Source organism: Nonomuraea sp. NPDC005650, assembly GCF_040605375.1.
GTDB lineage: Bacteria > Actinomycetota > Actinomycetes > Streptosporangiales > Streptosporangiaceae > Nonomuraea.
Genome location: NZ_JBEXCR010000011.1, coordinates 300436 through 323712, shown reverse-complemented (window position 1 = coordinate 323712; position 23277 = coordinate 300436). Strand labels below are relative to the sequence as shown.

At 70.3% G+C, this 23277-nt stretch carries 19 protein-coding genes and 2 pseudogenes; 20 read left to right on the top strand and 1 reads right to left on the bottom strand.

The window, feature by feature from the left end; genetic code table 11:
• Positions 1-190 precede the first annotated feature (190 nt).
• The 14 genes from ABZS69_RS21370 (at position 191) to rplU (ending at position 16905) form a co-directional block, all read left to right on the top strand.
• Entirely contained in the window at positions 191-1483 is a 1293-nt protein-coding gene (locus ABZS69_RS21370) for a folylpolyglutamate synthase/dihydrofolate synthase family protein (RefSeq protein ID WP_355374944.1), read from the top strand.
• Positions 1480-1821 (top strand): DUF4233 domain-containing protein, encoded by a 342-nt coding sequence (locus ABZS69_RS21365; protein WP_355374913.1) that lies wholly within the window; start codon positions 1480-1482, stop codon positions 1819-1821. Before ABZS69_RS21370 ends, ABZS69_RS21365 begins: the two co-directional genes overlap by 4 nt.
• A 9-nt stretch (positions 1822-1830) precedes the next feature.
• Positions 1831-3306 carry a hypothetical protein gene (locus ABZS69_RS21360; protein ID WP_355374910.1) on the top strand — a complete coding sequence of 492 codons (1476 nt, stop codon included), beginning with the start codon at positions 1831-1833 and terminating at the stop codon, positions 3304-3306.
• A 155-nt stretch (positions 3307-3461) separates the two neighbouring features.
• Positions 3462-3872 (top strand): nucleoside-diphosphate kinase, encoded by a 411-nt coding sequence (gene ndk / locus ABZS69_RS21355; RefSeq protein WP_350740740.1) that lies wholly within the window; start codon positions 3462-3464, stop codon positions 3870-3872.
• A 379-nt stretch (positions 3873-4251) separates the two neighbouring features.
• Positions 4252-5286, top strand: coding sequence for a rod shape-determining protein (locus tag ABZS69_RS21350; RefSeq protein ID WP_355374906.1), 1035 nt, complete (start codon positions 4252-4254; stop codon positions 5284-5286).
• Positions 5283-6176, top strand: coding sequence for a rod shape-determining protein MreC (gene mreC, locus ABZS69_RS21345; protein WP_355374903.1), 894 nt, complete (start codon positions 5283-5285; stop codon positions 6174-6176). The genes ABZS69_RS21350 and mreC overlap by 4 nt, the downstream gene beginning before the upstream one ends.
• 355 nt (positions 6177-6531) lie before the next feature.
• A complete protein-coding gene (gene mreD, locus ABZS69_RS21340; protein ID WP_355374900.1) occupies positions 6532-6996 on the top strand; it encodes a rod shape-determining protein MreD in 465 nt (154 codons plus the stop codon).
• Positions 6993-9038, top strand: a complete 2046-nt coding sequence (mrdA, locus tag ABZS69_RS21335) for a penicillin-binding protein 2 (protein WP_355374897.1) — start codon at positions 6993-6995, stop codon at positions 9036-9038. Before mreD ends, mrdA begins: the two co-directional genes overlap by 4 nt.
• A gap of 160 nt (positions 9039-9198) precedes the next feature.
• Complete coding sequence (gene rodA / locus ABZS69_RS21330) at positions 9199-10365, top strand: rod shape-determining protein RodA (protein ID WP_355374894.1); 1167 nt, start codon at positions 9199-9201, stop codon at positions 10363-10365.
• 4 nt (positions 10366-10369) lie between these two features.
• Complete coding sequence (locus ABZS69_RS21325; protein WP_355374891.1) at positions 10370-10549, top strand: hypothetical protein; 180 nt, start codon at positions 10370-10372, stop codon at positions 10547-10549.
• A 20-nt stretch (positions 10550-10569) separates the two neighbouring features.
• Positions 10570-12480 (top strand): TIGR03960 family B12-binding radical SAM protein, encoded by a 1911-nt coding sequence (locus tag ABZS69_RS21320; RefSeq protein WP_355374888.1) that lies wholly within the window; start codon positions 10570-10572, stop codon positions 12478-12480.
• A gap of 138 nt (positions 12481-12618) precedes the next feature.
• On the top strand, positions 12619-13386 hold the full coding sequence (locus ABZS69_RS21315; RefSeq protein WP_355374885.1) for a TIGR03936 family radical SAM-associated protein: 768 nt from the start codon (positions 12619-12621) through the stop codon (positions 13384-13386).
• 144 nt (positions 13387-13530) lie between these two features.
• Positions 13531-16386, top strand: coding sequence for an Rne/Rng family ribonuclease (locus ABZS69_RS21310; RefSeq protein WP_355374882.1), 2856 nt, complete (start codon positions 13531-13533; stop codon positions 16384-16386).
• Between the two features lie 216 nt (positions 16387-16602).
• Positions 16603-16905 (top strand): 50S ribosomal protein L21, encoded by a 303-nt coding sequence (rplU, locus tag ABZS69_RS21305; protein ID WP_139635552.1) that lies wholly within the window; start codon positions 16603-16605, stop codon positions 16903-16905.
• Here rplU and ABZS69_RS21300 read toward each other — a convergent pair.
• A pseudogene (locus tag ABZS69_RS21300) lies at positions 16902-16949 on the bottom strand (hypothetical protein); the annotation flags it as partial. The gene rplU and the pseudogene ABZS69_RS21300 sit on opposite strands and share 4 nt — an antisense overlap.
• Here ABZS69_RS21300 and rpmA point away from each other — a divergent pair.
• From rpmA to ABZS69_RS21270, 6 genes and pseudogenes are all read left to right on the top strand, one after another.
• Positions 16933-17178, top strand: a pseudogene (rpmA, locus tag ABZS69_RS21295) (50S ribosomal protein L27); the annotation flags it as partial. The pseudogenes ABZS69_RS21300 and rpmA sit on opposite strands and share 17 nt — an antisense overlap.
• 120 nt (positions 17179-17298) lie before the next feature.
• A complete protein-coding gene (obgE, locus tag ABZS69_RS21290) occupies positions 17299-18651 on the top strand; it encodes a GTPase ObgE (protein ID WP_355374878.1) in 1353 nt (450 codons plus the stop codon).
• A gap of 53 nt (positions 18652-18704) precedes the next feature.
• Positions 18705-19832 carry a glutamate 5-kinase gene (gene proB, locus ABZS69_RS21285; RefSeq protein ID WP_355374941.1) on the top strand — a complete coding sequence of 376 codons (1128 nt, stop codon included), beginning with the start codon at positions 18705-18707 and terminating at the stop codon, positions 19830-19832.
• A gap of 67 nt (positions 19833-19899) precedes the next feature.
• Positions 19900-21174, top strand: coding sequence for a glutamate-5-semialdehyde dehydrogenase (locus tag ABZS69_RS21280; RefSeq protein ID WP_355374875.1), 1275 nt, complete (start codon positions 19900-19902; stop codon positions 21172-21174).
• A gap of 50 nt (positions 21175-21224) precedes the next feature.
• Positions 21225-21401: a hypothetical protein gene (locus tag ABZS69_RS21275; RefSeq protein ID WP_355374873.1), complete on the top strand. Its 177-nt coding sequence runs from the start codon at positions 21225-21227 to the stop codon at positions 21399-21401.
• A gap of 82 nt (positions 21402-21483) precedes the next feature.
• Positions 21484-23184, top strand: coding sequence for a protein kinase (locus tag ABZS69_RS21270; RefSeq protein WP_355374870.1), 1701 nt, complete (start codon positions 21484-21486; stop codon positions 23182-23184).
• Positions 23185-23277: the final 93 nt, after the last annotated feature.

Here is a 23277-nt window from a genome sequence, read left to right as displayed (position 1 = left end):
GATGGTACTGCACTCGGGAGGGTGTGGGAGAGTAGGTCGCCGCCGGACAATCTTTGTAGGGGCTCGACGCCTTGTGCGTCGGGCCCCTTTTTTTTGTTGCGCGTCCACGTCGTCACAGCCCCCGGTCGGGACCGCTTCCCGCGGTCAGTAGGGTTGTAGTGTGGATTATCGTGCGGTTGAACGCGCGATCATGGAGCGCGGCGTCGAGTGGGATTTCGAGCCGACGCTCGACAGGATCGCGGCCCTTCTCGATGTGCTCGGCTCGCCGCAGAGGGCGTACCCGGTCATACACATCGCGGGCACCAACGGAAAGACGAGCACGGCGCGGCTCACCGAGGCCCTGCTCAAGGAGCGCAACCTGAGGGTGGGACGGTTCACCAGCCCCCATCTGGTGTCGGTGCGCGAGCGGATCACCGTGGACGGCGAGCCTTTGAGTGAGGAGCGGTTCGCGGAGGTCTACGAGGAGATCATCCCCTACGTCGAGCTGACCGACACCCAGGGGCGGCGCATCCAGTTCTTCGAGCTGCTGACCGCCATGGCCTTCGCGGCCTTCGCGGACACCCCGGTCGACGTCGCCGTCATCGAGGCCGGCATGGGCGGGTCCTGGGACGCGACGAACGTGGCCGACGGCATCGTCTCCGTCATCACGCCCATCTCGCTCGACCACACCGATCGTCTGGGCCCCGACATCCCCAGCATCGCCGGTGAGAAGGCGGGCATCATCAAGCCCGACTCCACCACCGTGCTCGGCCAGCAGGAGCTGGCCGCGGCCGAGGTGCTCATGCGGCGGGCCGCCGAGGTCGGCGCGGTCGTGGCCCGTGAGGGGCTCGAGTTCGGGGTGCTCAACCGGGAGGTGGCCATCGGCGGGCAGCTGCTCACGCTGCGCGGCCTCAAGGGCGTCTACGACGAGGTCTACCTGCCGCTCTACGGCGCGCACCAGGCGAGCAACGCGGTCTGCGCGCTGGCCGCCGTCGAGGCGCTGACCGGCGGTGACGACCCGCTCGACGTCGATCTCGTCCGGCAGGCGTTCGCGCAGGCCTCGTCGCCGGGGCGGATGGAGGTCGTGCGGCGGACGCCGACCGTCGTGATCGACGCGGCCCACAACCCGGGCGGCATGCAGGCGACCCTGGAGGGGCTGCACGAGGCGTTCGATTTCGCGAAGGTCGTCGGGGTCGTCGCGGTCATGCGGGACAAGGACGTCGACGCCCTGCTCGAGCTGCTCGAACCGATGGTCGAGGAGATCGTCGTCACGCGTAACTCCTCGCCCAGGTCCATGTCGCCGGAGGAGCTCGCGTCCCTGGCCGAGCCGCTGTTCGGCGAGGAGCGCGTACACGTCGTCGACCGGCTCGACGACGCCATCGACCAGGCCATCGGCATGGCCGACGCCGAAGGCGAGTTCAGCGGCACGGGCGTGCTCATCACCGGGTCGGTCGTGACGGCGGGTGACGCGCGGCAACTGCTCAAGGCGGATGGTTCGCGATGAATTTCCAGGTAACTCCAGGTATGCGCAGGCTGGGCGCCAGCGTGCTCGGCATGGAGGCGATCGTGGCGGGGCTGATCACGCCCGTGGCGATCACCGTGGGCGGGGTGACGCCCGCGCTGGCGGTGACCGCCGGCATCGGGCTGGCCGTCCTGTGCGTGGTCGCCGCGGGCCTGCTCAAGCGGCCTTTCGGCTATGTCCTCGGCAGCCTCGTACAGGTGCTGGCGATCTGCACGGGCTTCCTGGTGCCCATGATGTTCTTCCTCGGCGCGATCTTCGCGGCGCTGTGGATCACGGCGATTATCGTCGCTCGGCGTGTTGAGGGCGCTACTTCCCGCTAAAGTCGGCCCATGACCGTCCCCCCGATTGAGCGGTCGGCCGGGCCCAGGGTCCCGTGGCTGCTCGACGTGACGCTCGGGCTGCTCGTCGTTGTGGCGCTGCCCTTGGCGATCGTCACCGTTCCCAACACGCTCTCCGTCGTCGCCAGGCTGCTGCCCGGCGACATCGACCAGGTCGGGCTGATGCGCACGCACGGCCTCGCCCTGCCCGTGCTGATGCTGACCGTGCCGCTGGCGGCCGTGGTGCTGCGGCGCGTGCAGGTGGTTCACGTGGTGCTGGCGGGGCTGGCGCTGGTGGCCCTGTCCGACGTCGCCGGTGGCTACGCGGGCTCGGAGCTCCTCGCCGGAGTGGCGCGGGTGCTGCGCGGCGTCGGCGCGGGCCTGGTCGTGCCCGCCACCCTGGCGGCCGTCTGGGACCGTGTGCTGGTGCTGCGGGCGCTGTGGGTGGGCATGTTCAGCCTGAGCCTGCTCGCGGCGGAGGCGCTGGCCCTGTGGCCGCTGGACAAGGCGACCAGCTGGCGGGTCACGCTGCAGCCGTACCCGATGCTGACGGGGATCGCGCTGGCCCTGGCGGGCGCGTACCTGATCGCCTGGATCATGCTGGGGCGGCCTGCCGCGCCGGTGCTCAACGACGGGGAGCGGAGCCGGCTGCTGCTGGCCACCGTGCCGGCGGCGGGCATCGCGGTCGTGGCGATCAGCACCGCGAGCGAGGGCTGGCGGGCCGTTCCGGTGATCCTGCTGGCGGTGGTGGCCGTGGCCGGGCTGCTGGCGCTGGCCACGATCGGGGCCCCCGAGAGCCGTACGCTGGCGTACTCCATGGTGGCGGTCGGCGTGGTGCTGCTGCCCAGCGCGGCGCAGGTCACGCTGGTGGAGCTGGGCGGGCTCGGCGGGCCGGGGCTGAAGGGGCTCTGGGTGCCGTACGGGGTGGCGGGGCTGCTGGCCGTCGGCGCTTCCGCGGCGGTGCGGCGCTTCGCGGCGGCCTCCGGGCGGTGGCTGGTGCCTCTGGGGCTGCTCGCGATGGTCGTGGGGCTGTGCTCCGTGCGGCTCGTCGTGCCGTCGCCCGACGGGCTGGTGCTGGCGGTGCCGTTCACGCTGCTCGCCGTGGGGGCGGCGGTGGCGCTGACGTCGGCGCTGCAGGAGGTGGGGGTCGGGACGGCGGTGTTCGGGCTCTCGCTGTGCGTTGCCGGGGTGCTGGCAGGGTTCCTGCTCGGTACGGGCGTGCAGATGGCGATGCTGGACGGGGTCTCGTCGGCCCAGGAGCTGGTCGACAGCTTCGTCGGCGCGCTGCATTCGTGGGCGCTGATCGGCGGGTTCCTCGTGGTGCTGGTCATCGTGCTCTCCACCGTGATGGCCCGCCGAGGTGCCAAGGACGCGGCCGCCGCGCCCGTCGACGAAGCCGAGAAGGCGGAGGAGGGCGGAGAGGCGGAAGGCCCGGTGCCCGCCGTGCCGCCGCAGGGCCAATCGCCCGAGGACACCGCCTCTTCATAAAGCCGTTCCGTAGAAAACCGAGGGTGGGGGCGCGGGACGGTAAGCTGAGGCCCAAGCCACGGCGACGCGTGGGCCCGTCCCCCGCGAAGCGTCCCGCGGTCGGGCGCCGGGCGCCCGTGACCGCGATCCTCACTCTGTTCGAAGGAGAACTCCAAGTGTCCGAGCGCACTCTTGTCCTGATCAAGCCCGACGGGGTTAAGCGCGGCCTCATCGGTGACGTGATCGCCCGTGTGGAGCGCAAGGGCCTCAAGGTCGTGGCGATGGACCTGCGCACCCTCGATGCCGACACGGCCAAGTCGCACTACGCCGAGCACTCCGAGCGGCCGTTCTTCGGTGAGCTCGTCGAGTTCATCACCTCGGGGCCGCTCGTCGCCCTGGTGCTCGAGGGCCCGCGCGCCGTCGAGGCGTTCCGCGCGCTGGCCGGCGCCACCGACCCGGTCAAGTCGGCCCCCGGCACGATCCGCGGCGACCACGCACTCGAGATCGGCGAAAACGTCGTCCACGGCTCCGACTCGCCCGAGTCCGCCGCCAGGGAGATCAAGATCTTCTTCCCGGACCGTTTCTAGGCGATTCCGCCCGTTCGACCGCGCCCGCGCAGCATGTCGCTGCGCGGGCGCGCGTTTTTGTCGGGCGACTGCCGTAGGGTGGCGGGGTCTTGGTGCGAGGGGCGGATCCGTGGGCAAGGCCGGGGCGGGATTTTGTCGGCGCTTCCGCGTACGGTTGGCAAGGTCGAGATGTGAGTGCCGAGTGGATGGGCGTTTTGGATCGTTCCAGCAAGCGATCGGGTGTTGTGGTGTAATCCGGGCAAAATTGCGGTTGAGGTAGGGGCTGGAGATTTTTGTGGGGCGCGAGGGCTCATTGCGCCCATCGGTGGGTACGTCACGTTACGATTCGAATTCGGTCCGTAATCATTCGCGAACGACGTTACGGAGGGCTCCGTTCCCCATGGGCAGCAAGCTCGCGTTTCTCGGCCGTGACATGGCGGTCGACCTGGGCACCGCCAACACGCTGGTCTACGTGCGCGGCCGGGGCATCGTGCTCAACGAGCCCTCAGTCGTCGCGATCAACACCGCCACGGGCAAGATCGTGGCGGTCGGCATCGAGGCCAAGCGGATGATCGGTCGTACGCCTGGCAATATCGTCGCCGTCCGCCCGCTCAAAGACGGCGTGATCGCCGACTTTGACGTTACTGAGCGGATGTTGCGATATTTCATCCAGAGAGTGCACAGACGTCGGCATCTCGCCAAGCCACGCATCATCATCGCCGTGCCGAGCGGCATCACCAGCGTGGAGCAGCGCGCGGTGAAGGAAGCCGGATACCAGGCCGGCGCCAGGAAGGTCTACATCGTCGAGGAGCCCATGGCCGCCGCCATCGGGGCCGGGCTCCCGGTGCACGAGCCGACCGGAAACATGGTGGTCGACATCGGCGGGGGCACCACCGAGGTGGCGATCATCTCGATGGGCGGCGTGGTCACCAGCCAGTCGATCAGGATCGGCGGCGACGAGCTCGACCAGGCGGTGATCGCGTTCGCCAAGAAGGAATACTCGCTGATGCTCGGCGAGCGCACCGCCGAGGAGATCAAGATCGCCATCGGCTCGGCCGGTCCGTGCGGCGAGGAGTCGCACGCGGAGATCCGCGGGCGTGACCTGGTCAGCGGGCTGCCCAAGACCATCGTCGTGTCCAGCGAAGAGATCAGGAAGGCCATCGAGGAGCCGGTCAACGCCATCGTCGACGCGGTCAAGACCACGCTCGACAAGTGCCCGCCCGAGCTGTCCGGCGACATCATGGACCGTGGCATCGCGCTCACCGGCGGGGGCGCCCTGCTCAAGGGGCTCGACGAGCGGGTCAAGGCCGAGACGGGGATGCCCGTGCACCTCGTCGAAAACGCCCTCGACTCGGTCGCCATCGGCTCCGGCAAGTGCGCGGAGGAGTTCGAGGCGCTCCAGCAGGTCCTGGTGCCGGAGTCGCGGCACCGATGAGAGATTCTCGCCATGCGCGACTGATCCTGGGCGGGCTGCTGACGGCGGCCCTGATCATCCTCACCGTCGACCATCGCACTGGCGACAGCTCACCGCTGCGTCCGCTGCGGACGGCCGCGGCTTATGTGTTCGGCACGGCGGAGCAGTTCGGCGGGGGGCTGGTGCGCCCCGTCGGGGGGTTCGTCAGCTCCCTCCTGAGCGCGCCCGGCGCGCAGGATCGCATCGACGCCCTCAAAGCGGAGAACGCCCAGTTGCGGGCCGGGCTGGTGGCCAGCAAGCTCGACGCGAGCCGCTCCAACGAGCTCAAGCAGTTGCTCGGCCTGTCGGGTTCGGGTGGATACAAGATGGTCCCGGCCAACGTGGTCGCCCGGCGCGGGCTGCCCGGCTTCGAGGACGCCGTGCAGATCGACGCGGGCACGAGTGACGGCATCCATACGGAGATGACCGTGCTCAGCGGCCAAGGGCTGGTCGGGCGCGTCATCAACGCCGCCCCGCACAGCTCGACGGTGGTGCTCCTCAGCGACCCCGCCTCGGCCGTCGGGGCGAGGCTGGAGGGCGGCAAGGAGATCGGCGTGGTGCATGGGGTGGGGGAGAACGGGCGGCTCGTCCAGTTCCGGCTCCTCGACTCCACGGCGCCGCTGACCAGTGGCGCGCGGATCGTCAGCTTCGGCTCGCAGAACGGCAGCCCGTACGTGCCCGGGGTGCCCATCGGGGTGATCGAGCGGGTGGAGTCGACGCCGGGGGAGCTGACCCGCATCGCGTACGCCCGCCCGTACGCGGACCTGTCGGCGCTGGACGTGGTCGGCGTGGTGGTGGAGGCGCCCAAGCGGGATCCGCGTGACGCGGTCCTGCCCACCAAGGCGCTGCCCGCCAAGGGGGGATCGCGGTGACCGGGCGGCGGGCGGTTCCGCGGCGCCTGCCGATCAATGGGCGCGATCGCCTGGGTGCTCGCGGTGGCGGTGACGGCCGGCTGGGCGCTGGGTGGGGTGCCGGCGAGCGTGTGGGCGAGTGTGACGGTGGCGGCGGCGAGGTGGAGCGTTCCATCGGGGTGCGCCGTTGCGCGTCTCTGAGAGCGCTTGTGGCGGCGTCTGGCGGGGGCTGGGCATGGCCCGCGGGGGCGGTTCGTCGGCGACGCCGTCCGCTGGGACGGCTCGACCGACCTGGCCGGGCTCGTCCCGGTAGATCGGGCGTGGGGCGGGCGTGCGGAGTTGGGCGGATTGTGAGGGATTCCCGGGAGGGAGCGCGGTGATCGGCGGGTTGTCCGTGTTGTTGGCCTTGCTGGCGCAGGTCATGTTGGTCAACCGATTTCCCCTGCCGGCCGGGGGCTCGCCGGACCTGGTGCTGCTGGCCGTGATCGGCGCGGCGTTGGGGCGGGGCGCGTCGTCCGGGGCGGTGCTCGGGTTCAGCGCCGGGCTGCTCGTCGACGTCATGCCGCCGACCGCGCACCTCGTGGGGCAGTACGCGTTCGTGCTGGCGCTCGTCGGTTACGTGGCCGGGCGCGGCGCGGGCGGTCCGGTGACGACCGTGGTGTTGTGCGTGCTGATGGCGCCGTTGCTGGCGGCGGTCGTGGGCGGGCTGATCGCCGATCCCCGGGTCACGGTCGCCACGCTGACCGAGCAGGTGCCCGTCACCATCGTCTACACGCTGGTCGTGTCCCCCATCGTGATCTGGCTGACCACACGCGGCAGGGAGGCGGGGTTCTCGACATGATGCGGATGCGGGCCAGGCTGCTGGTGGTTCAGGTGCTCGTGGTGACGTTGCTCGTCGTGCTGGCTGTGCGCTTGTGGCAGGTGCAGGTGGTGCGTGGGAACGAGTTCGTGACGCGGGCGACGGAGACCAGGACGCGGGCCGTGATCGTGCCCGCGGTGCGGGGGCAGATCCTCGACTCGCACGGGCGGCCGTTGGTGCGCAACAAGACCGCGCTGGTCGTGTCCGTGGACAGGACCAGGTTGACCAGGACGCCGGACGGCGGCCTGAAGGTGCTGCAGAAGCTGGCGGCGGTGCTCGGCCGGCCGGTGGCGGATCTGCAGCATCGCATCACGCCGTGCGGGCCGGGAGTCTCCAAGCCCTGCTGGACGGGGTCGCCGTACCAGCCGGTCCCGCTCGACGAAAAGGTGGACACGCGGGAGGCGCTGCAGATCCTCGAGCGGCAGGAGGAGTTTCCCGGGGTGACGGCGGAGGTCCACTCCGTCAGGCAGTATCCCGGCGGGCGCGACGGGGCCCAGATGCTCGGCTACCTGCAGCCGGTCACCGAGGCCGAGCTGGAGAAGCGCGAAGGGTTGAAGGCCAGCTTCTCCGGGGTGGACCTGGCGGGGCGTGACGGCCTCGAATACGTCTACGACGAGGCGTTGCGCGGCAAGGCGGGGCTGCGCCGGGTGCAGGTCGACCGGATGGGCAAGGCGCTCGGCGTCGAGGAGCAGATCACGCCGGTTCCCGGTGACCACCTGGTGACCAGCATCGACTCGCGGGTGCAGTCCGTGGTGGAGAAGGCGCTGGCGAAGGCGATGAAGTCGGCGCCGGGGGCCGACGGCGGCGCGGGGGTGGTGCTCGACGCGCGTACGGGACGGGTGGTGGCGCTGGCCAGCGCCCCCGGGTACGACCCGGCGGTCTGGGCGGGCGGGATCTCGGCGCGCGGGTACCAGTGGCTGCTGTCCGACAAATCCGACAAGCCGCTCGTGTCCCGGGCGATCAACGGCCAGTTCGCGCCCGGTTCGACGTTCAAGATCTCGTCTGTGTCGGCGATGCTGCGGGCCGGATACCCGCTGAACGGCACGTACGGCTGCCCGGGCTCCTACATGGTCGGCGACCGGGCCTTCAGCAACTTCCGCGGGGTCTCGCTCGGCTCGCTCAGCCTGCACACCGCGCTGGTCAAGTCGTGCGACACGATCTTCTACAAGGCCGCGTACGAGCAGTACCTGAAGGACGGCGGGCGCAACCCGAAGAAGGCGACCAAGGAGATCTTCGCCAACACGGCCAGGGCTTTCGGGTTCGGCAGTCCGACCGGCGTGGATCTGCCGGGTGAGTCCTCCGGGCGCATCCCTGACCGGGCGTGGAAGAAGGATCTCTGGAACCGTACCAACGCGGTGACCTGCGAGCGGTCGCGCAAGGGATATCCGGAGGTCAAGGACCGGGCGCGGGCCGACTTCCTCAAGCGGCTGGCGCTGGAGAACTGCACCGAGGGGTTCCTGCTGCGGCCGGGCGACTCGGCCAACTTCTCCATCGGCCAGGGTGACGTGCTGGTGACGCCGATGCAGCTCGCGCGGGCGTACATGGCGCTGGTGAGCGATGGGAAGGTGCGTAGCCCGCGCATCGGGTGGGCGCAGGTGCGGCCCGACGGCACGGTGGTCAGGACCATCCCGGTGCCGGTGGTGGGCAAGCTGCCGATCAGCGAGAAGGAACGCCTCTACATCAAGAACGCGCTGAGCCAGGTGCCCTCGGACGGCACCGCGGCGGGGGCCTTCGCCGGGTTCCCGATGGACAAGGTGCGCATCGGTGGCAAGACCGGTACGGCGGAGGTCTGGGGCAAGAACGACACCTCGTGGTTCGCGTCGTTCGCGCCTACGAAGAATCCGCAGTACGTGGTCGTGGTCATGGTCTCGCAGGGCGGCATGGGCGCGCAGACGGCGGCGCCTGCCGCGCGGGAGATCTACGAAGGGATCTACGGCATCAAGCGGCCTCCGGCCGTGCCCGGGGGGCGGCTCACGACGAGACTGCCCCGCTTCTCGCCGGACGGAACGGTGGCCGGAGGATGAGCACCCGGAGCCTGGTGGTGGGTGGCCGTGGGAGTTCGTTGAGGGTGGCGGGTTGGCTTGGTGCGTTTGGGCGGGTGGTCGGTTGGGTGAGCGGCTGTGCGGCCGGATGGGTGATCGGTTGCGCGGTCGGGTCGATGGTCGCTGGGATGGGGGTCCGGAGGTGATCGAAAGAACGGTGGCCGTCCGGCGGCCCTCGCTGTTCCGCCGAGTCGCCGGTGAGAACTCGACGGTGCGCAGGCTCGACGCCCTGATGCTGGTCGCGGTGGTCGGGCTGTGCGTGATCGGCACGCTGCTCGTCTGGTCGTCCACCAGGACCTGGGCCCCGGGCTCGACGGGACTGGTGAAGAAGCACCTGTTCAACGAGATGATCGGCATCGTGCTGTGCGCGGTCGTGGCCACGGTCGATCACCGGGCGATGCGGGCGTACGCGCCGCTGGTGTTCCTGGTGTCGCTGCTAGGGCTGGGGCTGGTCATCACGCCGCTGGGCGCGACGATCAACGGGTCGCACTCGTGGATCCTGCTCGGCGGCGGGTTCGCGGTGCAGCCGTCGGAGTTCGCCAAGGTCGGGCTGCTGCTGATCATCGCGATGCTGCTGGCACAGCCGGCCGAGGGCAGCGATCGGCCGCGCGGGCTGGACATATGGCTGGCGCTCCTGGCCTCGGGGGTCACGATGGGGCTGGTGATGCTCCAGCCGGACCTCGGGACGGCGCTGGTGCTGGCGGTGATCACGGCCGCCGGGCTGATCATCGGGGGGGTGCGCAAGCGGTGGATCGCGGCGCTGTCGCTGGTGGCGGTGGCCGGGGTGTTCTCGGTGTTCTACTTCCAGCTGCTGGAGCCGTACCAGGTGGCGCGGTTCACGGCGTTCGTCGATCCGAGCGTGGACCCGCGCGGGGTGGGCTACAACAGCACGCAGTCGATGATCGCGATCGGCTCCGGGCAGCTCCTGGGCAAGGGGCTGCTGGGCGGCGGGCAGACGACCGGGAGGTTCGTGCCCGAGCAGCACACCGACTTCATCTTCACGGTGGCGGGGGAGGAGTTCGGGTTCCTCGGGTCGGTCACGGTGGTGCTGCTGCTCGGGGTGGTGCTGCTGCGCGGGCTGAAGATCGCCAGGCAGTGCGACGACAGGTTCGGGACGCTGGTCGCGGGCACGATCGTGTGCTGGTTCGCGTTCCAGACGTTCATCAATGTGGGCATGACGATCGGGATCATGCCGATCACGGGGCTGCCGCTGCCGTTCGTGTCGTATGGCGGTACGGCCACTTTCGCGAATCTGATTGCGATTGGGCTTCTCCAGGCCATCAGAGTGCGTAGACAGTCGTTTAATTAGAGTCATGTTCTTGGCATATTGCGATGAGTGCGAGGAGCGCTTCCTGCTGCCCGCGAGCCATGTCGTCGGCGTGCACAACCTGGCGAACGGGGTGATCGCCGTCGAGCTGACCTGTTACGAGGGGCACCATCTCCTGGTGCTCAGCGGAAACGACATCGACATCCCTGGACCTGCCACCGTCTGAGCGCCGCTACCCTGGACGGTATGCCTGTCGAGTCGATATTCCCTCGCCTGGAAGCGCTGCTGCCCAAGGTGCAGAAGCCCATCCAGTACGTCGGGGGTGAGCTCAACTCGACCGTCAAGGACTGGGACTCCGCCGACGTGCGGTGGGCGTTGATGTACCCCGACGCCTACGAGGTCGGGCTGCCCAACCAGGGTGTGGCGATCCTCTACGAGATCCTCAACGAGCTGCCCGGCACGCTGGCCGAACGCACCTACGCGGTGTGGCCGGATCTCGAGGCGCTCATGCGGGCCGAGGGCGTCCCGCAGTTCACCGTCGACGCGCACCGGCCGGTGCGCGCCTTCGACGTGCTCGGCGTGTCCTTCTCGACCGAGCTGGGCTACACCAACATGCTCAACGCGCTCGACCTGGCGGGCATCCCGCTGATGGCCGTGGACCGAGGCGAGGACGACCCGATCGTGCTCGCCGGCGGCCACGCGGCCTTCAACCCCGAGCCGATCGCCGACTTCGTCGACGCGGCCGTGCTCGGCGACGGAGAGCAGATCTCCATCGCCATCTCCGAGGTCATCCGCGAGTGGAAGACCGAGGGCAGACCCGGCGGGCGGGACGAGCTGCTCATGCGGCTCGCCGAGTCCGGCGGGGTATATATCCCGAAATTTTACGATGTGGACTACCACCCGGACGGTCGCATCAAGCGCGTCGCCCCCAACAGGGCCGACGTGCCGTGGCGGGTGCACAAGCACACCGTGATGGACCTCGACGAGTGGCCCTACCCGAAGAAGCCGCTGGTCCCGCTGGCCGAGACGGTGCACGAGCGGTTCAGCGTGGAGATCTTCCGCGGCTGCACCCGTGGCTGCAGGTTCTGCCAGGCCGGCATGATCACCCGCCCGGTGCGGGAGCGCTCGATCACGACGATCGGGGCGATGGTCGAAAACGGCATCAAGGAGTCCGGCTTCAACGAGGTCGGCCTGCTGTCGCTGTCGTCGGCCGACCACTCCGAGATCGGCGAGGTCGCCAAGGGCCTGGCCGACCGCTACGAAGGCACCAACACCTCGCTCTCGCTGCCGTCCACCCGGGTCGACGCGTTCAACATCGACCTGGCCAACGAGTTCTCCAGGAACGGCAGGCGCTCCGGCCTGACGTTCGCGCCCGAGGGCGGCTCCGAGCGCATGCGCAGGGTGATCAACAAGATGGTCACCGAGGAAGACCTGATCCGCACCGTCACCACGGCCTACTCGCAGGGGTGGCGGCAGGTCAAGCTCTACTTCATGTGCGGGCTGCCCACCGAGCAGGACGAGGACGTCCTGGGCATCGCCGACCTGGCCAAGAAGGTCATCAAGGCGGGCCGTGAGGCGACCGGCAGCCGCGACATCCGCTGCACGGTCTCCATCGGCGGCTTCGTGCCCAAGCCGCACACGCCGTTCCAGTGGGCCGGCCAGGCCGACCACGAGACCGTCGACCGCCGCCTCAAGGAGCTGCGCGACTCGGTCAGAGGTGACAAGCAATACGGCAGAGCCATCGGCTTCCGCTACCACGACGGCAAGCCCTCGATCGTGGAGGGCCTGCTCTCGCGCGGCGACCGCCGGGTCGGTGCCGTGATCCGCGCCGTCTGGGAGGACGGCGGCAGGTTCGACGGCTGGAGCGAGCACTTCTCCTACGAGCGCTGGATGACCGCCGCCGCCAAGGCGGGCGTCGACGTCGACTGGTACACCACGCGCGAGCGGGAGGAGAACGAGGTCCTGCCGTGGGACCACCTCGACGCCGGGCTCGACCGCGAGTGGCTCTGGCAGGACTGGCAGGAGGCCGTCACCGGCGGTGAGGTCGAAGACTGCCGCTGGACTCCTTGCTACGACTGCGGCGTCTGCCCGACGATGGGCACGGAAATTCAAATCGGTCCCACGGGGCGGAAACTCCTTCCACTTACGGTGGTCTAGCGCGCTCAGTGGGCAGCCGGTGTCTCGGCGTACACGTACATACGCCGGGGCGGCTTATCCTGAGACGAAGGAACTCTTACAAGGGAAGGACGACAAGCTCTGAAACCTGTTCCCGAAGGGCCTCCGCCCGCGCCTACGGTGCAGCGCCTACGCGTGCGCTACGCCAAGCGCGGTCGCCTGCGCTTCACCAGCCACCGCGACATCTCGCGGGCCGTTGAGAGAGCGGTCCGCCGTGCCGGCATACCGGTGGCCTACAGCGCGGGTTTCTCGCCCCACCCGAAGATCTCCTACGCGGGCGCGGCGCCGACCGGCGTCGCCAGCGAAGCCGAATATCTCGAGATCGGCGTCACCACGCTGTGCGATCCCGAGCAGGTGAGACAGGACCTGGACGGGTCGCTGCCGCCGGGGCTCGATGTGCTCGACGTTGTGGCGGCGGGCTCGGGTGGGCTGGCTGACCGCTTGGAGGTCTCCGACTGGGAGGTGCGGCTGCCCGGTGCCGATCGCGAGCTCGCCGAGGTGGCGGCGGAGAAGTTCCTCGCGGCAGGCGCTGTGGAGGTTGAGCGCCTCACCAAGAAGGGTCCCCGTCGCTTCGACGCACGGGAGGCCGTCCTGGGGCTCACGGTTTCCGAGGGAACAGACAGAACCGCAGCTCAGGTGCTTGGACGGCCGTGTGTCATACTGCGCATGGTTGTTCGGCACATGACGCCTGCCGTTCGACCCGACGATGTGCTCACAGGGCTGCGCCTTGTGGCCGACTTCGCGCCGCCGGTTCCCCCCGAGGTGACCAGGCTGGCGCAGGGGCCGCTCGACGTCAGCACTGGTGCGCTTGCCGATCCGCTCGACCTGGACCGCGACACGACGCGCGGCGGCGAGGCGGGATCGGCGAGTGAGCACGTCGCCGGTTGAGGAGGTGCCCTGCGTGAGCGGGGCACGACCGCTGACAGGACTTGGCGCCGACACCCCCTCATCGGGGGCGTTGGCGGACAACGAGACACGAGAGCTCCTGCGCGGCGCGGCGACGCGCCCGGGAGCTGACGGGAGAGCGCCCGCATGCTCGAGAACGAGCCCAACGCCGGGGCCATTGGCCCTGACGGGGAGACAATTGAACAGCCCGAGGTGACCCCACGTCGCCGCTCAGCCAGCCGCCCCGCGGGTCCACCGCCGGAGCTGCCGGAGGAGCCCGCCCACGTTCCGGTCACCACTATCGCGGCGCAGACCGCGCCGTCCGTGGCTGACGTACAACCGGTGCAGAGCACCGCCGCGCAGCGCGCGGCGGGAGAGCCCGCACCCAAGATCCTCGCCACCGCGACCGAGGCGGAAGCCGTCACGGCGCAGGCCGCGCCGGAGAGCCCGGTCGAGGCGGCCGTGGCCGAGGCCGTCACCGAGGAGAAGCCCAAGAGGACCACGCGCACCCGGTCCACCGCCACGACGACGCGTCGCCGTACGACGAAGAAGGCCGCCGAGGCGGAGGCGGAGGCCGCGGAAGCGCTCCCGGTGGAGGAGCCCGCCGAGGCCGCCGAGCCGGTGAAGCGGCGCAGGACGCGCAAGAAGGCCGAGCCGGAAGAGGCCATCGCCGTCGAGGAGGCCGTCGCGGGCGCTGTGGGGGCGGTGGCCGACTCCGAGAAGGCCGCCGCCAGCGAGGGCCCGGCCGCTGAGGCCGCGACCACGCAGGGCGCTGAGGCGGCCGAGGACGAGGACATCCTCGAGATCCTGCCCGAGGACGAGCCCCTCGACGACGAGCCCGCGGGCGAGGACCTTGACGAGGAGTCCGTACGGCCGAGCCTGCTGTCCGACCCGTTCGGGTTCGCGGCGCGGAGGCCGGACGAGTCCGGCACCGCGTTCCAGCGGCCGGCGGCCATCTTCGCGCCGCTGTTCCAGGCGCCCGACCCCAGCAAGGCCAAGCCCGTCGTCACCCGGCGGGCCGAGGTGCCGCAGCCCGCTCCCGAGCCCGAGCCCGAGGAGATCGAGGAGTCGGTCGACGAGTCCGTGACAGAGGACGAGACCGACGTCGACACCTCCGACGAGCAGGAGGAGGAAGAGGGCGCGGGCCGGCGCCGCCGCCGCAGGCGGGGCGGCCGGGGCCGTGGCAAGGCTCGCGAGCGTGACGAGGCCGAGGACGGCGAGGAGCAGGACGAGGAGTCCGAGGAGGAGCAGGCCGACGAGGGCGCGCAGGACGAGGAGTCCTCCACCTCGCGTCGCCGCCGCCGCCGTCGCCGCCGGGGCTCCGAGGAGGGCGCCGAGCCGGCCAGCGACGACCCGCCGAACACGGTGGTGCGCATCCGCGCGCCGCGCGCGGGCCGTAGCAGCACGCTGGAGACCGCGACCGACGGCGTGCAGAGCGTGCGCGGCTCCACCCGGCTGGAGGCCAAGAAGCAGCGCCGCCGCGAGGGGCGCGAGCTGGGCCGCAGGCGGCCGCCGATCATCACGGAGTCGGAGTTCCTGGCCCGCCGCGAGTCCGTCGACCGGATGATGGTGGTGCGCCGCCACGGCGACCGCACGCAGATCGCGGTCCTGGAGGACGGCGTGCTCGTCGAGCACTACGTCAACCGCGAGGCCAGCCAGTCCTACGTCGGCAACGTCTACCTCGGCAAGGTCCAGAACGTGCTGCCCTCGATGGAGGCGGCGTTCGTGGACATCGGCAAGGGCCGCAACGCCGTCCTGTATGCCGGCGAGGTCAACTTCGACACCGCCGGGCTGGAGGGCCAGCCCAAGCGCATCGAGGCGGCGCTGAAGTCGGGCCAGTCGGTGCTCGTGCAGGTCACGAAGGACCCGATCGGGCACAAGGGCGCCCGGCTCACGTCCCAGATCAGCCTGCCCGGGCGATACCTGGTCTACGTGCCGGACGGGTCGATGACCGGCATCAGCCGCAAGCTGCCCGACAAGGAGCGCACGCGGCTCAAGAGCATCCTGAAGAAGGTCATGCCGGAGAACGCCGGTGTGATCGTCCGTACCGCCGCGGAGGGCGCCTCCGAGGACGAGCTGGCGCGTGATGTGGCCCGCCTGTCCGCCCAGTGGGAGAACATCCAGAAGAAGGCCAAGTCGGCCAGCCCGCCCGAGCTGCTGTCCGCCGAGCCCGATCTCACGATCAGGGTCGTGCGCGACGTCTTCAACGAGGACTTCACCTCGCTGATCGTGCAGGGCTCCGACGCCTGGGACACGGTGGACGATTACGTCAAGTACGTCGCACCGCACCTGGGCGAGCGCCTGTCGAGGTGGGACGGCGACCAGGGCGACGTGTTCGAGCACTACCGGATCGACGAGCAGCTCGGCAAGGCGCTGGAGCGCAAGGTCTGGCTGCCCAGCGGCGGCTCGCTGGTGATCGACCGCACCGAGGCGATGACCGTCGTCGACGTCAACACCGGCAAGTTCACCGGGCAGGGCGGAAACCTCGAGGAGACCGTCACCAGGAACAACCTCGAGGCGGCCGAGGAGATCGTGCGCCAGCTCAGGCTGCGCGACATCGGCGGCATCATCGTGATCGACTTCATCGACATGGTGCTGGAGTCCAACCGCGACCTGGTGCTGCGGCGGCTGCTGGAGTGCCTGGCCCGCGACAGGACCAAGCACCAGGTCGCCGAGGTCACCTCGCTGGGCCTGGTCCAGATGACGCGTAAGCGGGTCGGACAGGGGCTGCTGGAGGCGTTCTCCACACCGTGCGAGTGCTGCAACGGGCGGGGTCTGATCGTCTCCACGGAGCCGGTCGAGCCCAAGCCCGAGCCGCGCGGCACGCAGGGGAAGATGGCCGTCGAGAAGGCGGTCTCGGACAAGGTTTCCGCGGCCAAGGACACCTCGAGCCGTGATACGGTGACCGGTGCGCTTGAAGACGTCCCGGCTGAGGACGACCAGGCAAGCCAGACTTCCGGCAGAGGGCGGCGACGCTCGCGCCGAGCCAAGTCGGCCGAGTAGCTCTCGGCAGGCTTCCGACGTTCCGTCCGGTTCGCCTAGGGGACCGTTAATCCGGTACCCTGGTGTATCGGTGCGTCAGGTGACGTGCCCTGTTGGCGCGCTTACTCGGTTCGTCGGTTTGAGACAGGCCGAATGACAGGCGCAGCATTCGGCGGCCGCCTCTCGATGAGGCGGCCGATGTACGAGACAACAGTGAGTCAGTAGAAGGGTTCCGCGGTGTACGCGATCGTTCGTTGCGGCGGCAGGCAGCAGAAGGTCTCCGTCGGTGACGTCCTCGAGGTGGACAAGGTCGCCGGCGAGGTCGGCTCTTCGGTTTCGCTGCCGACGGTGCTCGTCGTCAACGACGGCGATGTGACCACGGAGGCGGGCAGGTTCACGGTCAGCGCCGAGATCCTCGGTGAGACCAAGGGCCCGAAGATCCGCATCCTCAAGTACAAGAACAAGACCGGTTACAAGAAGCGCCAGGGTCACCGCCAGCGGTACACCCAGGTGAAGATCACCGGTATCGAGCAGGCCTGAACGGGAGTTTGAGAGATGGCACACAAGAAGGGCGCGTCGTCCACCCGGAACGGCCGTGACTCCAACGCCCAGCGCCTGGGCGTCAAGCGCTTCGGTGGTCAGCTGGTCAACGCGGGCGAGATCATCGTCCGCCAGCGTGGCACCCACTTCCACCCCGGCGACAACGTGGGGCGTGGCGGCGACGACACGCTGTTCGCGCTGGCGGCCGGGCACGTGCAGTTCGGTGTCAAGCGCGGCCGGCGGGCCGTGAGCATCGTTCCCGTCGCGGAGTAAGGGCTCTTCCTCTCCGTAGACCTTGGGTTTTCTTGCCAAAGGGGTGGATCGCGGTGTCGATCCACCCCTTTGCTTTTGGCTGACTTCCGCCGGTGGGCGGTGTGTGTGGAGGAGTGCAGAGTGCCGGACTTTGTGGACCAGGTGGTCCTTCATATCGGTGCCGGTGACGGGGGGAACGGGTGCGCCTCCATCCACCGGGAGAAGTTCAAGCCGCTCGGCGGCCCCGACGGTGGCAACGGCGGCCGGGGCGGTGACGTCGTCCTGGAGGTCGACCCCAATACGGCGACGCTGCTCGAATACCACCACCGGCCGCATCGCAAGGCCGAGAACGGCAAGCAGGGGCAGGGGTCCAACCGGGACGGGGCCAACGGGCCGGACGTGATCCTTCCCGTGCCCAACGGCACTGTGGTGAAGAACGCCTCCACGGGTGAGGTGCTGGTCGACCTCGTGGGCGCCGGCACGCGGTACGTCATCGCCGAGGGCGGGCACGGCGGGCTGGGGAACGCCGCCCTCGCCACGACCAGGCGGAAGGCGCCCGGGTTCGCGCTGCTCGGGGAGCCTGGGGACGCGCTCGACGTCATGCTGGAGCTCAAGAGCGTGGCGGACGTGGCGCTGGTCGGGTTCCCGAGCGCTGGCAAGTCCTCGCTGATCGCCGCCTTGAGCGCGGCCAAGCCCAAGATCGCGGACTACCCGTTCACGACCTTGATCCCCAATTTGGGCGTGGTGACCGCGGGGGAGACCGTGTTCACCGTCGCCGACGTGCCCGGGCTGATCCCGGGGGCCTCGCAGGGGAAGGGGCTCGGGCACGAGTTCCTGCGGCACGTCGAGCGGTGCGACATGCTCGTGCACGTCATCGACTGCGCCACCATGGAGCCCGGGCGCGACCCGATCACGGACTACGAGGTGATCGAGGCGGAGCTGCACGCGTACGGGAAGCTGGAGGACCGGCCGCGGCTGGTCGTGCTGAACAAGGCCGACGTGCCCGACGCGCGGGAGCTGGCCGAGCTGGTCGCGCCCGAGTTCGAGGCGCGGGGGCTGCGGGTGTTCACGATCTCCGCCGCCACGCATGACGGGCTGCGGGAGCTCACGTACGCGATGGGCGAATGGGTCGCCGCGGCCAGGGCCCAGAAGCCGGTCGAGGAGCCCACCAGGCTGGTCATCAGGCCCAAGCAGCTCGGCGACGCCGGGTTCCGGGTGCGGCGGGTCAACGACAACCTGTTCCAGATCACCGGCGAGAAGCCGGAGCGCTGGATCAGGCAGACCGACTTCAGCAACGACGAGGCCGTGGGCTACCTGGCCGATCGGCTGGAGCGGCTCGGCGTCGAGGCGGAGCTGGCCAAGGTCGGCGCCACCGCCGGGGCCGAGGTGGTCATCGGGCCGATGGAGGGCGGCTACGTCTTCGACTGGCAGCCCACGCTCAGCGCCGAGTCCGTACGGCAGGGCCCGCGAGGGTCCGACAACCGCCTCGTGTAAGGCGGGGCGGCCGCGGCGCCGGGCGGGTCAAGGGCTCCCGGGGCTCGGATAGGCTGCCAGACGTGCGGGAACAGATCAGCTCAGCGTCGAAGGTCGTTGTCAAGGTCGGCTCCTCCTCGCTCACCACCCCCCAGGGCACGATCGACGTCGATCGGGTCGACGCCCTTGTGGACGTGCTGGCGGCGCGGAGCCGTACGGGGACCCAGATCGTCCTGGTCTCCTCCGGGGCGATCGCGGCGGGCCTCGGCCCGCTCGGGCTGACCGCGCGACCACGCGACCTGGCCACCCAGCAGGCGGCCGCGTCCGTCGGGCAGGGGGTGCTCGTCGCCCGCTACACCTCCTCCTTCGCCCGCTACTCCCTGCGCGTGGGCCAGGTGCTGCTGACCGCCGACGACATGATGCGGCGCGCCCACCACGCCAACGCCCAGCGCACGCTCGCGCGCCTGCTGGAGCTGGGCATCGTGCCCATCGTCAACGAGAACGACACCGTGGCCACCGACGAGATCCGCTTCGGCGACAACGACCGGCTGGCGGCGCTGGTGGCGCACCTGATCCACGCGGACGCGCTCGTGCTGCTGTCGGACGTGGACGCCCTCTACGACGGCCCGCCGAGCCGCAGCGGCTCCCGGCGCCTGTCGGAGATCCGCGGGCCGGAGGACCTGGTCGGCGTCGAGCTCGGCAAGAACGGCGCGGCGGTGGGCACCGGCGGCATGGTGACCAAGGTGCAGGCCGCCAGGATCGCCACGGGGGCGGGCGTCCCCGTGGTGCTGACCGCGGCCGCGCACGCCGCCCAGGCGCTCGGCGGGGCGGATGTCGGCACCTATTTCCATCCCGGGGGGCGCCATCCCGGCACGCGCCTGCTGTGGCTGGCGCACGCCACCACCGGGCGCGGCCGCCTCCACCTCGACCAGGGGGCGGTGGAGGCCATCGTGGGGCGGCGCAAGTCGCTGTTGCCCGCCGGGGTGACGTCCGTGGAGGGTGAGTTCGCGGCGGGCGATCCGGTGGACCTGTGCGGGCCTCAGGGGCTCGTGGTGGCCCGCGGCCTGGTGAACTTCGACGCCGTCGAGATCCCGGGGCTGCTCGGCCGCTCCACGAGGGAACTGGCCAGTGCCCTGGGTCCGGAATACGAACGTGAGCTGATCCACCGTGACGACATCGTCATACTGGAAGCCCACAACTAAGGCCAAGAGCGTGGCCCATGAGCGTGAGGGGCTCGGAGAGCCCCGAACAGCGGAGCGGAGCGTAGCCATGAGCACTGAGTTCTTGAGGGTCGCCCAGGCGGCGCGAGAGGCCGCCGCCGAGCTGGCCCCGCTGCCGCGGGCGCCGAAGGACCGGGCGCTGCGTGCCGTGGCCGACGCCCTGGTCGCGCACGCGGCGGAGATCGTCGAGGCCAACGCCAAGGACGTCGAGCAGGCCAGGGCGCAGGGCACGTCGGAGGCGATGATCGACCGGCTGCGGCTCGACGAGGCCAGGGTCGCCGCCATCGCCGAGGCCGTGCGCCAGGTGGCCGACCTGCCCGACCCGGTCGGCGAGGTCGTACGCGGCGGCACCCTGCCCAACGGGCTGGAGCTGCGCCAGCTCAGGGTGCCGCTCGGCGTCATCGGCATCATCTACGAGGGCCGCCCCAACGTCACCGTCGACGCCGCCGCGCTCTGCCTCAAGAGCGGCAACGCGGTGCTGCTCAGGGGCTCCTCCAGCGCCTACTCCTCCAACACGGCCCTGGTGAAGGTGATGCAGGACGCGCTGGAGGGCACAGAGGTGCCCGCGGGAGCCGTCCAGCTCGTGCCGGGGCAGACCCGCGACTCGGTCAAGGAGCTCATGCGGGCCCGCGGCCTGGTCGACGTGCTCATCCCGCGCGGCGGCGCCTCGCTGATCAACTCGGTGGTCGAGGAGTCCACGGTGCCGGTGATCGAGACCGGCGTCGGAAACTGCCACGTCTACGTGGACGCCGAGGCCGACCTCGACCTGGCCGTGCAGATCCTGGTCAACGCCAAGGCGCAGCGGCCGTCGGTGTGCAACGCGGCCGAGACGTTCCTCGTCCACGAGGGTGTCGCCGACGCGTTCGTGCCGCGGGCGCTGACGGCGCTCGCCGAGGCGGGCGTGACCGTGCACGGCGACGACCGCGTCGCCGGGTACGGCTCCGGCGTCGTGCCCGTCACCGAGGACGACTTCTACGCCGAATACCTCTCGCTCGACATCGCCGGCGCGGTCGTCGGCTCGCTGGAGGAGGCGGTGGCCCATATCAGGAAGTACGGCTCCGGCCACACAGACGCCATCGTCACCAGGTCGCAGCGGGCGGCGCGCAGGTTCGTCGCGCTGGTCGACTCGGCGGCCGTGGCGGTCAACGCCTCGACGAGGTTCACCGACGGCGGGGAGTTCGGGTTCGGGGCGGAGATCGGCATCTCCACGCAGAAGCTCCACGCGCGTGGCCCGATGGGGCTGCCCGAGCTCACCTCCACCAAGTGGGTCTATACCGGTGAGGGGCATTTGCGCACGTCAGAGGGCACGGTGGTGGCCGGTTGACCGGCGTGTCGGCCTGACCGACGCCGAGGAGCGCAGGTTGACTGAGAGGCATGGAGATTGTCGTCGCCCTTGTCTTCTCGGCGGCCGTGCTGATCGGCGCCGACCGGCTGTTGCTCTGGCTAGAGAGCCGCGGACACGTCCATTGGCGCAGAAAAGGACGCAGGCAGCTGTCGGAGGAGCCCACGGTGGCGCTCGACAGCATGCTCTCCGATCACACTCGCCGATAATCCTTCGGCGTGCCTCAAGCGTCGACGGGCGTCCCAGCGCTAGGGTTAGGTCCCTTATGGGTGGGCCGGGCGGGGAGGGACGGTGAGCAAGCTCGGCAAAATCGGGCCGTACAGCCTGGTCGAGCGGCTTGGCCGGGGTGGCATGGGCGAGGTCTACCTCGCGACCACCCGCCGGGGCGAGAGTGTCGCTCTCAAGGTCCTGCACGACCTGGCCGAGGATGAGACCTCCCGCGTCAGACTGGAGCGCGAGGTCCGGGCGCTGCGCCGGGTCGAGAGCCCGTACGTGGCCAAGGTGCTCGACGCCGACCTCAGCTGCGCCCGCCCGTACCTGGTCATGGAGTACATCAAGGGCTCCACGCTCCTCGACCGCGTACGCCAGAGCGGCGCGCTCGACGTCGCCGACCTCGTGGGCCTGGCCCAGGGCATCGCCGCGGCGCTCGCGATCATCCACGCGGCCGGGGTCGTGCACCGCGATCTCAAGCCGGGCAACATCATCATGGGCTCCGAGGGGCCCGTGCTCATCGACTTCGGCATCGCGCAGGTGCTCGACGCGACCCGGCTCACCATAACCGGCACGTTCCTCGGCACGCCCGGCTACACCGCGCCGGAGATCTTCGCCGACGAGCACGTCGACTCGCCCGCCGACGTGCACGCGTGGGCGGCGACGGTGGCGTTCGCGGCGACGGGGCGGCCGACGTTCGGGCGGGGCACTGCCGAGGCGCAGATGTACGCGGTGCTGAACGGGCAGGCCGACCTCAAGGGCGTGCCCGTGGAGCTGCTGCCGCTGGTACGCGCCGCGCTCAACAGGGAGCCAGGCAAGCGGCCCACGGCGGCGTTGCTGGCCGATCGGCTCTCGCGGCTGGCCAGAGCCACCAGCGCGGCCGAAGCGGAGCCCGCCTCCGGGCCTGCGGAGGAGGCCAAGACAGGCCGTGCCGCCCCTGATGACAAATCCGCGCGTAGCCGGGCGAACACTGACAGTAAGGTTCCTCCGCCTCGTTCCCGTACGAACCCGGACACGAAGGGCTCGGCCGTTCGCGCCGACGGCAAGGGCGGCGCGGCTCGGAGCCGTACCGGGACGGATGGGAAGGGTGCCGCGGTGCGCAGCCGCGCCGAGGTGCCCGCGCCGCGCGCCCGCGCGGGCGCGGACGGCAAGTCCGCTCTCGCGCGCTCCAAGATGACCGCGCCGCGCCAGCGTGCGGCGGCGGCCGTCCGGAGCCGGCCTCAGGTGCGCAGGAAGGCCGGGCTCAGGACAGAGTCGGCCACCACGCTGCCCGCGGGCAACGGCGCTCTGCTGATGCTGGCCGTGCTGGCCGTGCCGTGCGTGGTGACCTCGGTGATCTGGCCGATCGCCTCCATCGCCATCACCACGGTGTTCGTGGTGCTGACCAGGACGCTCTGGATGAGCCACTGGCTGATCAGGAACCGCAGCTCACGGGGCACGCGGGTGGCGCTGCGCGTGCTGCTCTTCCCGGTGGCCCTGGTCGGGGCGGCCGCGACCGCCGCCGTGTGGCCGGGTGTGCCGGTCGCGCTGGCGTCGGGTGGCGCGCTCTGGGTGACCGGTGGCGGAGTGATCGACTCCGACTGGTGGCAGCAGCCCGCGCCCGTGACGGTGGCGGGTGTGGTGTTCGGGATGTTGTGCGGCGGTTTCGCCGGGCGCGAGATCGAGCGGATCGGGCATCGGCTGCCTGACCTGCGGAGGGAGGGGCTGCGCGCACTGGCCGTGCTGGGCGGGTTCGTCGCCCTGTGCGCGGCCGCCGTGCGCGCTATCGCTCTCCTGCTCTGACCTGCCGCTCTCCAAGGCAGGCCGAAGCTGCCCCTCAGGGTTCGGAACCCGCCGCTCGTCGCCGATCGCGGTGGGTTTCGCGGCCGATCAAGC

What these genes read in the sequence shown, in the direction of transcription:
- ABZS69_RS21350 (WP_355374906.1), top strand. Translation starts at nt 4,252, where the DNA reads ATGGGCAGCAAGCTCGCGTTTCTCGGCCGTGACATGGCGGTCGACCTG.
- mreC (WP_355374903.1), top strand. Translation starts at nt 5,283, where the DNA reads ATGAGAGATTCTCGCCATGCGCGACTGATCCTGGGCGGGCTGCTGACG.
- ABZS69_RS21360 (WP_355374910.1), top strand. Translation starts at nt 1,831, where the DNA reads ATGACCGTCCCCCCGATTGAGCGGTCGGCCGGGCCCAGGGTCCCGTGG.
- ABZS69_RS21275 (WP_355374873.1), top strand. Translation starts at nt 21,225, where the DNA reads ATGGAGATTGTCGTCGCCCTTGTCTTCTCGGCGGCCGTGCTGATCGGC.
- ABZS69_RS21365 (WP_355374913.1), top strand. Translation starts at nt 1,480, where the DNA reads ATGAATTTCCAGGTAACTCCAGGTATGCGCAGGCTGGGCGCCAGCGTG.
- mrdA (WP_355374897.1), top strand. Translation starts at nt 6,993, where the DNA reads ATGATGCGGATGCGGGCCAGGCTGCTGGTGGTTCAGGTGCTCGTGGTG.
- ABZS69_RS21370 (WP_355374944.1), top strand. Translation starts at nt 191, where the DNA reads ATGGAGCGCGGCGTCGAGTGGGATTTCGAGCCGACGCTCGACAGGATC.
- ABZS69_RS21310 (WP_355374882.1), top strand. Translation starts at nt 13,531, where the DNA reads ATGCTCGAGAACGAGCCCAACGCCGGGGCCATTGGCCCTGACGGGGAG.
- ABZS69_RS21320 (WP_355374888.1), top strand. Translation starts at nt 10,570, where the DNA reads ATGCCTGTCGAGTCGATATTCCCTCGCCTGGAAGCGCTGCTGCCCAAG.
- ABZS69_RS21280 (WP_355374875.1), top strand. Translation starts at nt 19,900, where the DNA reads ATGAGCACTGAGTTCTTGAGGGTCGCCCAGGCGGCGCGAGAGGCCGCC.
- ABZS69_RS21325 (WP_355374891.1), top strand. Translation starts at nt 10,370, where the DNA reads ATGTTCTTGGCATATTGCGATGAGTGCGAGGAGCGCTTCCTGCTGCCC.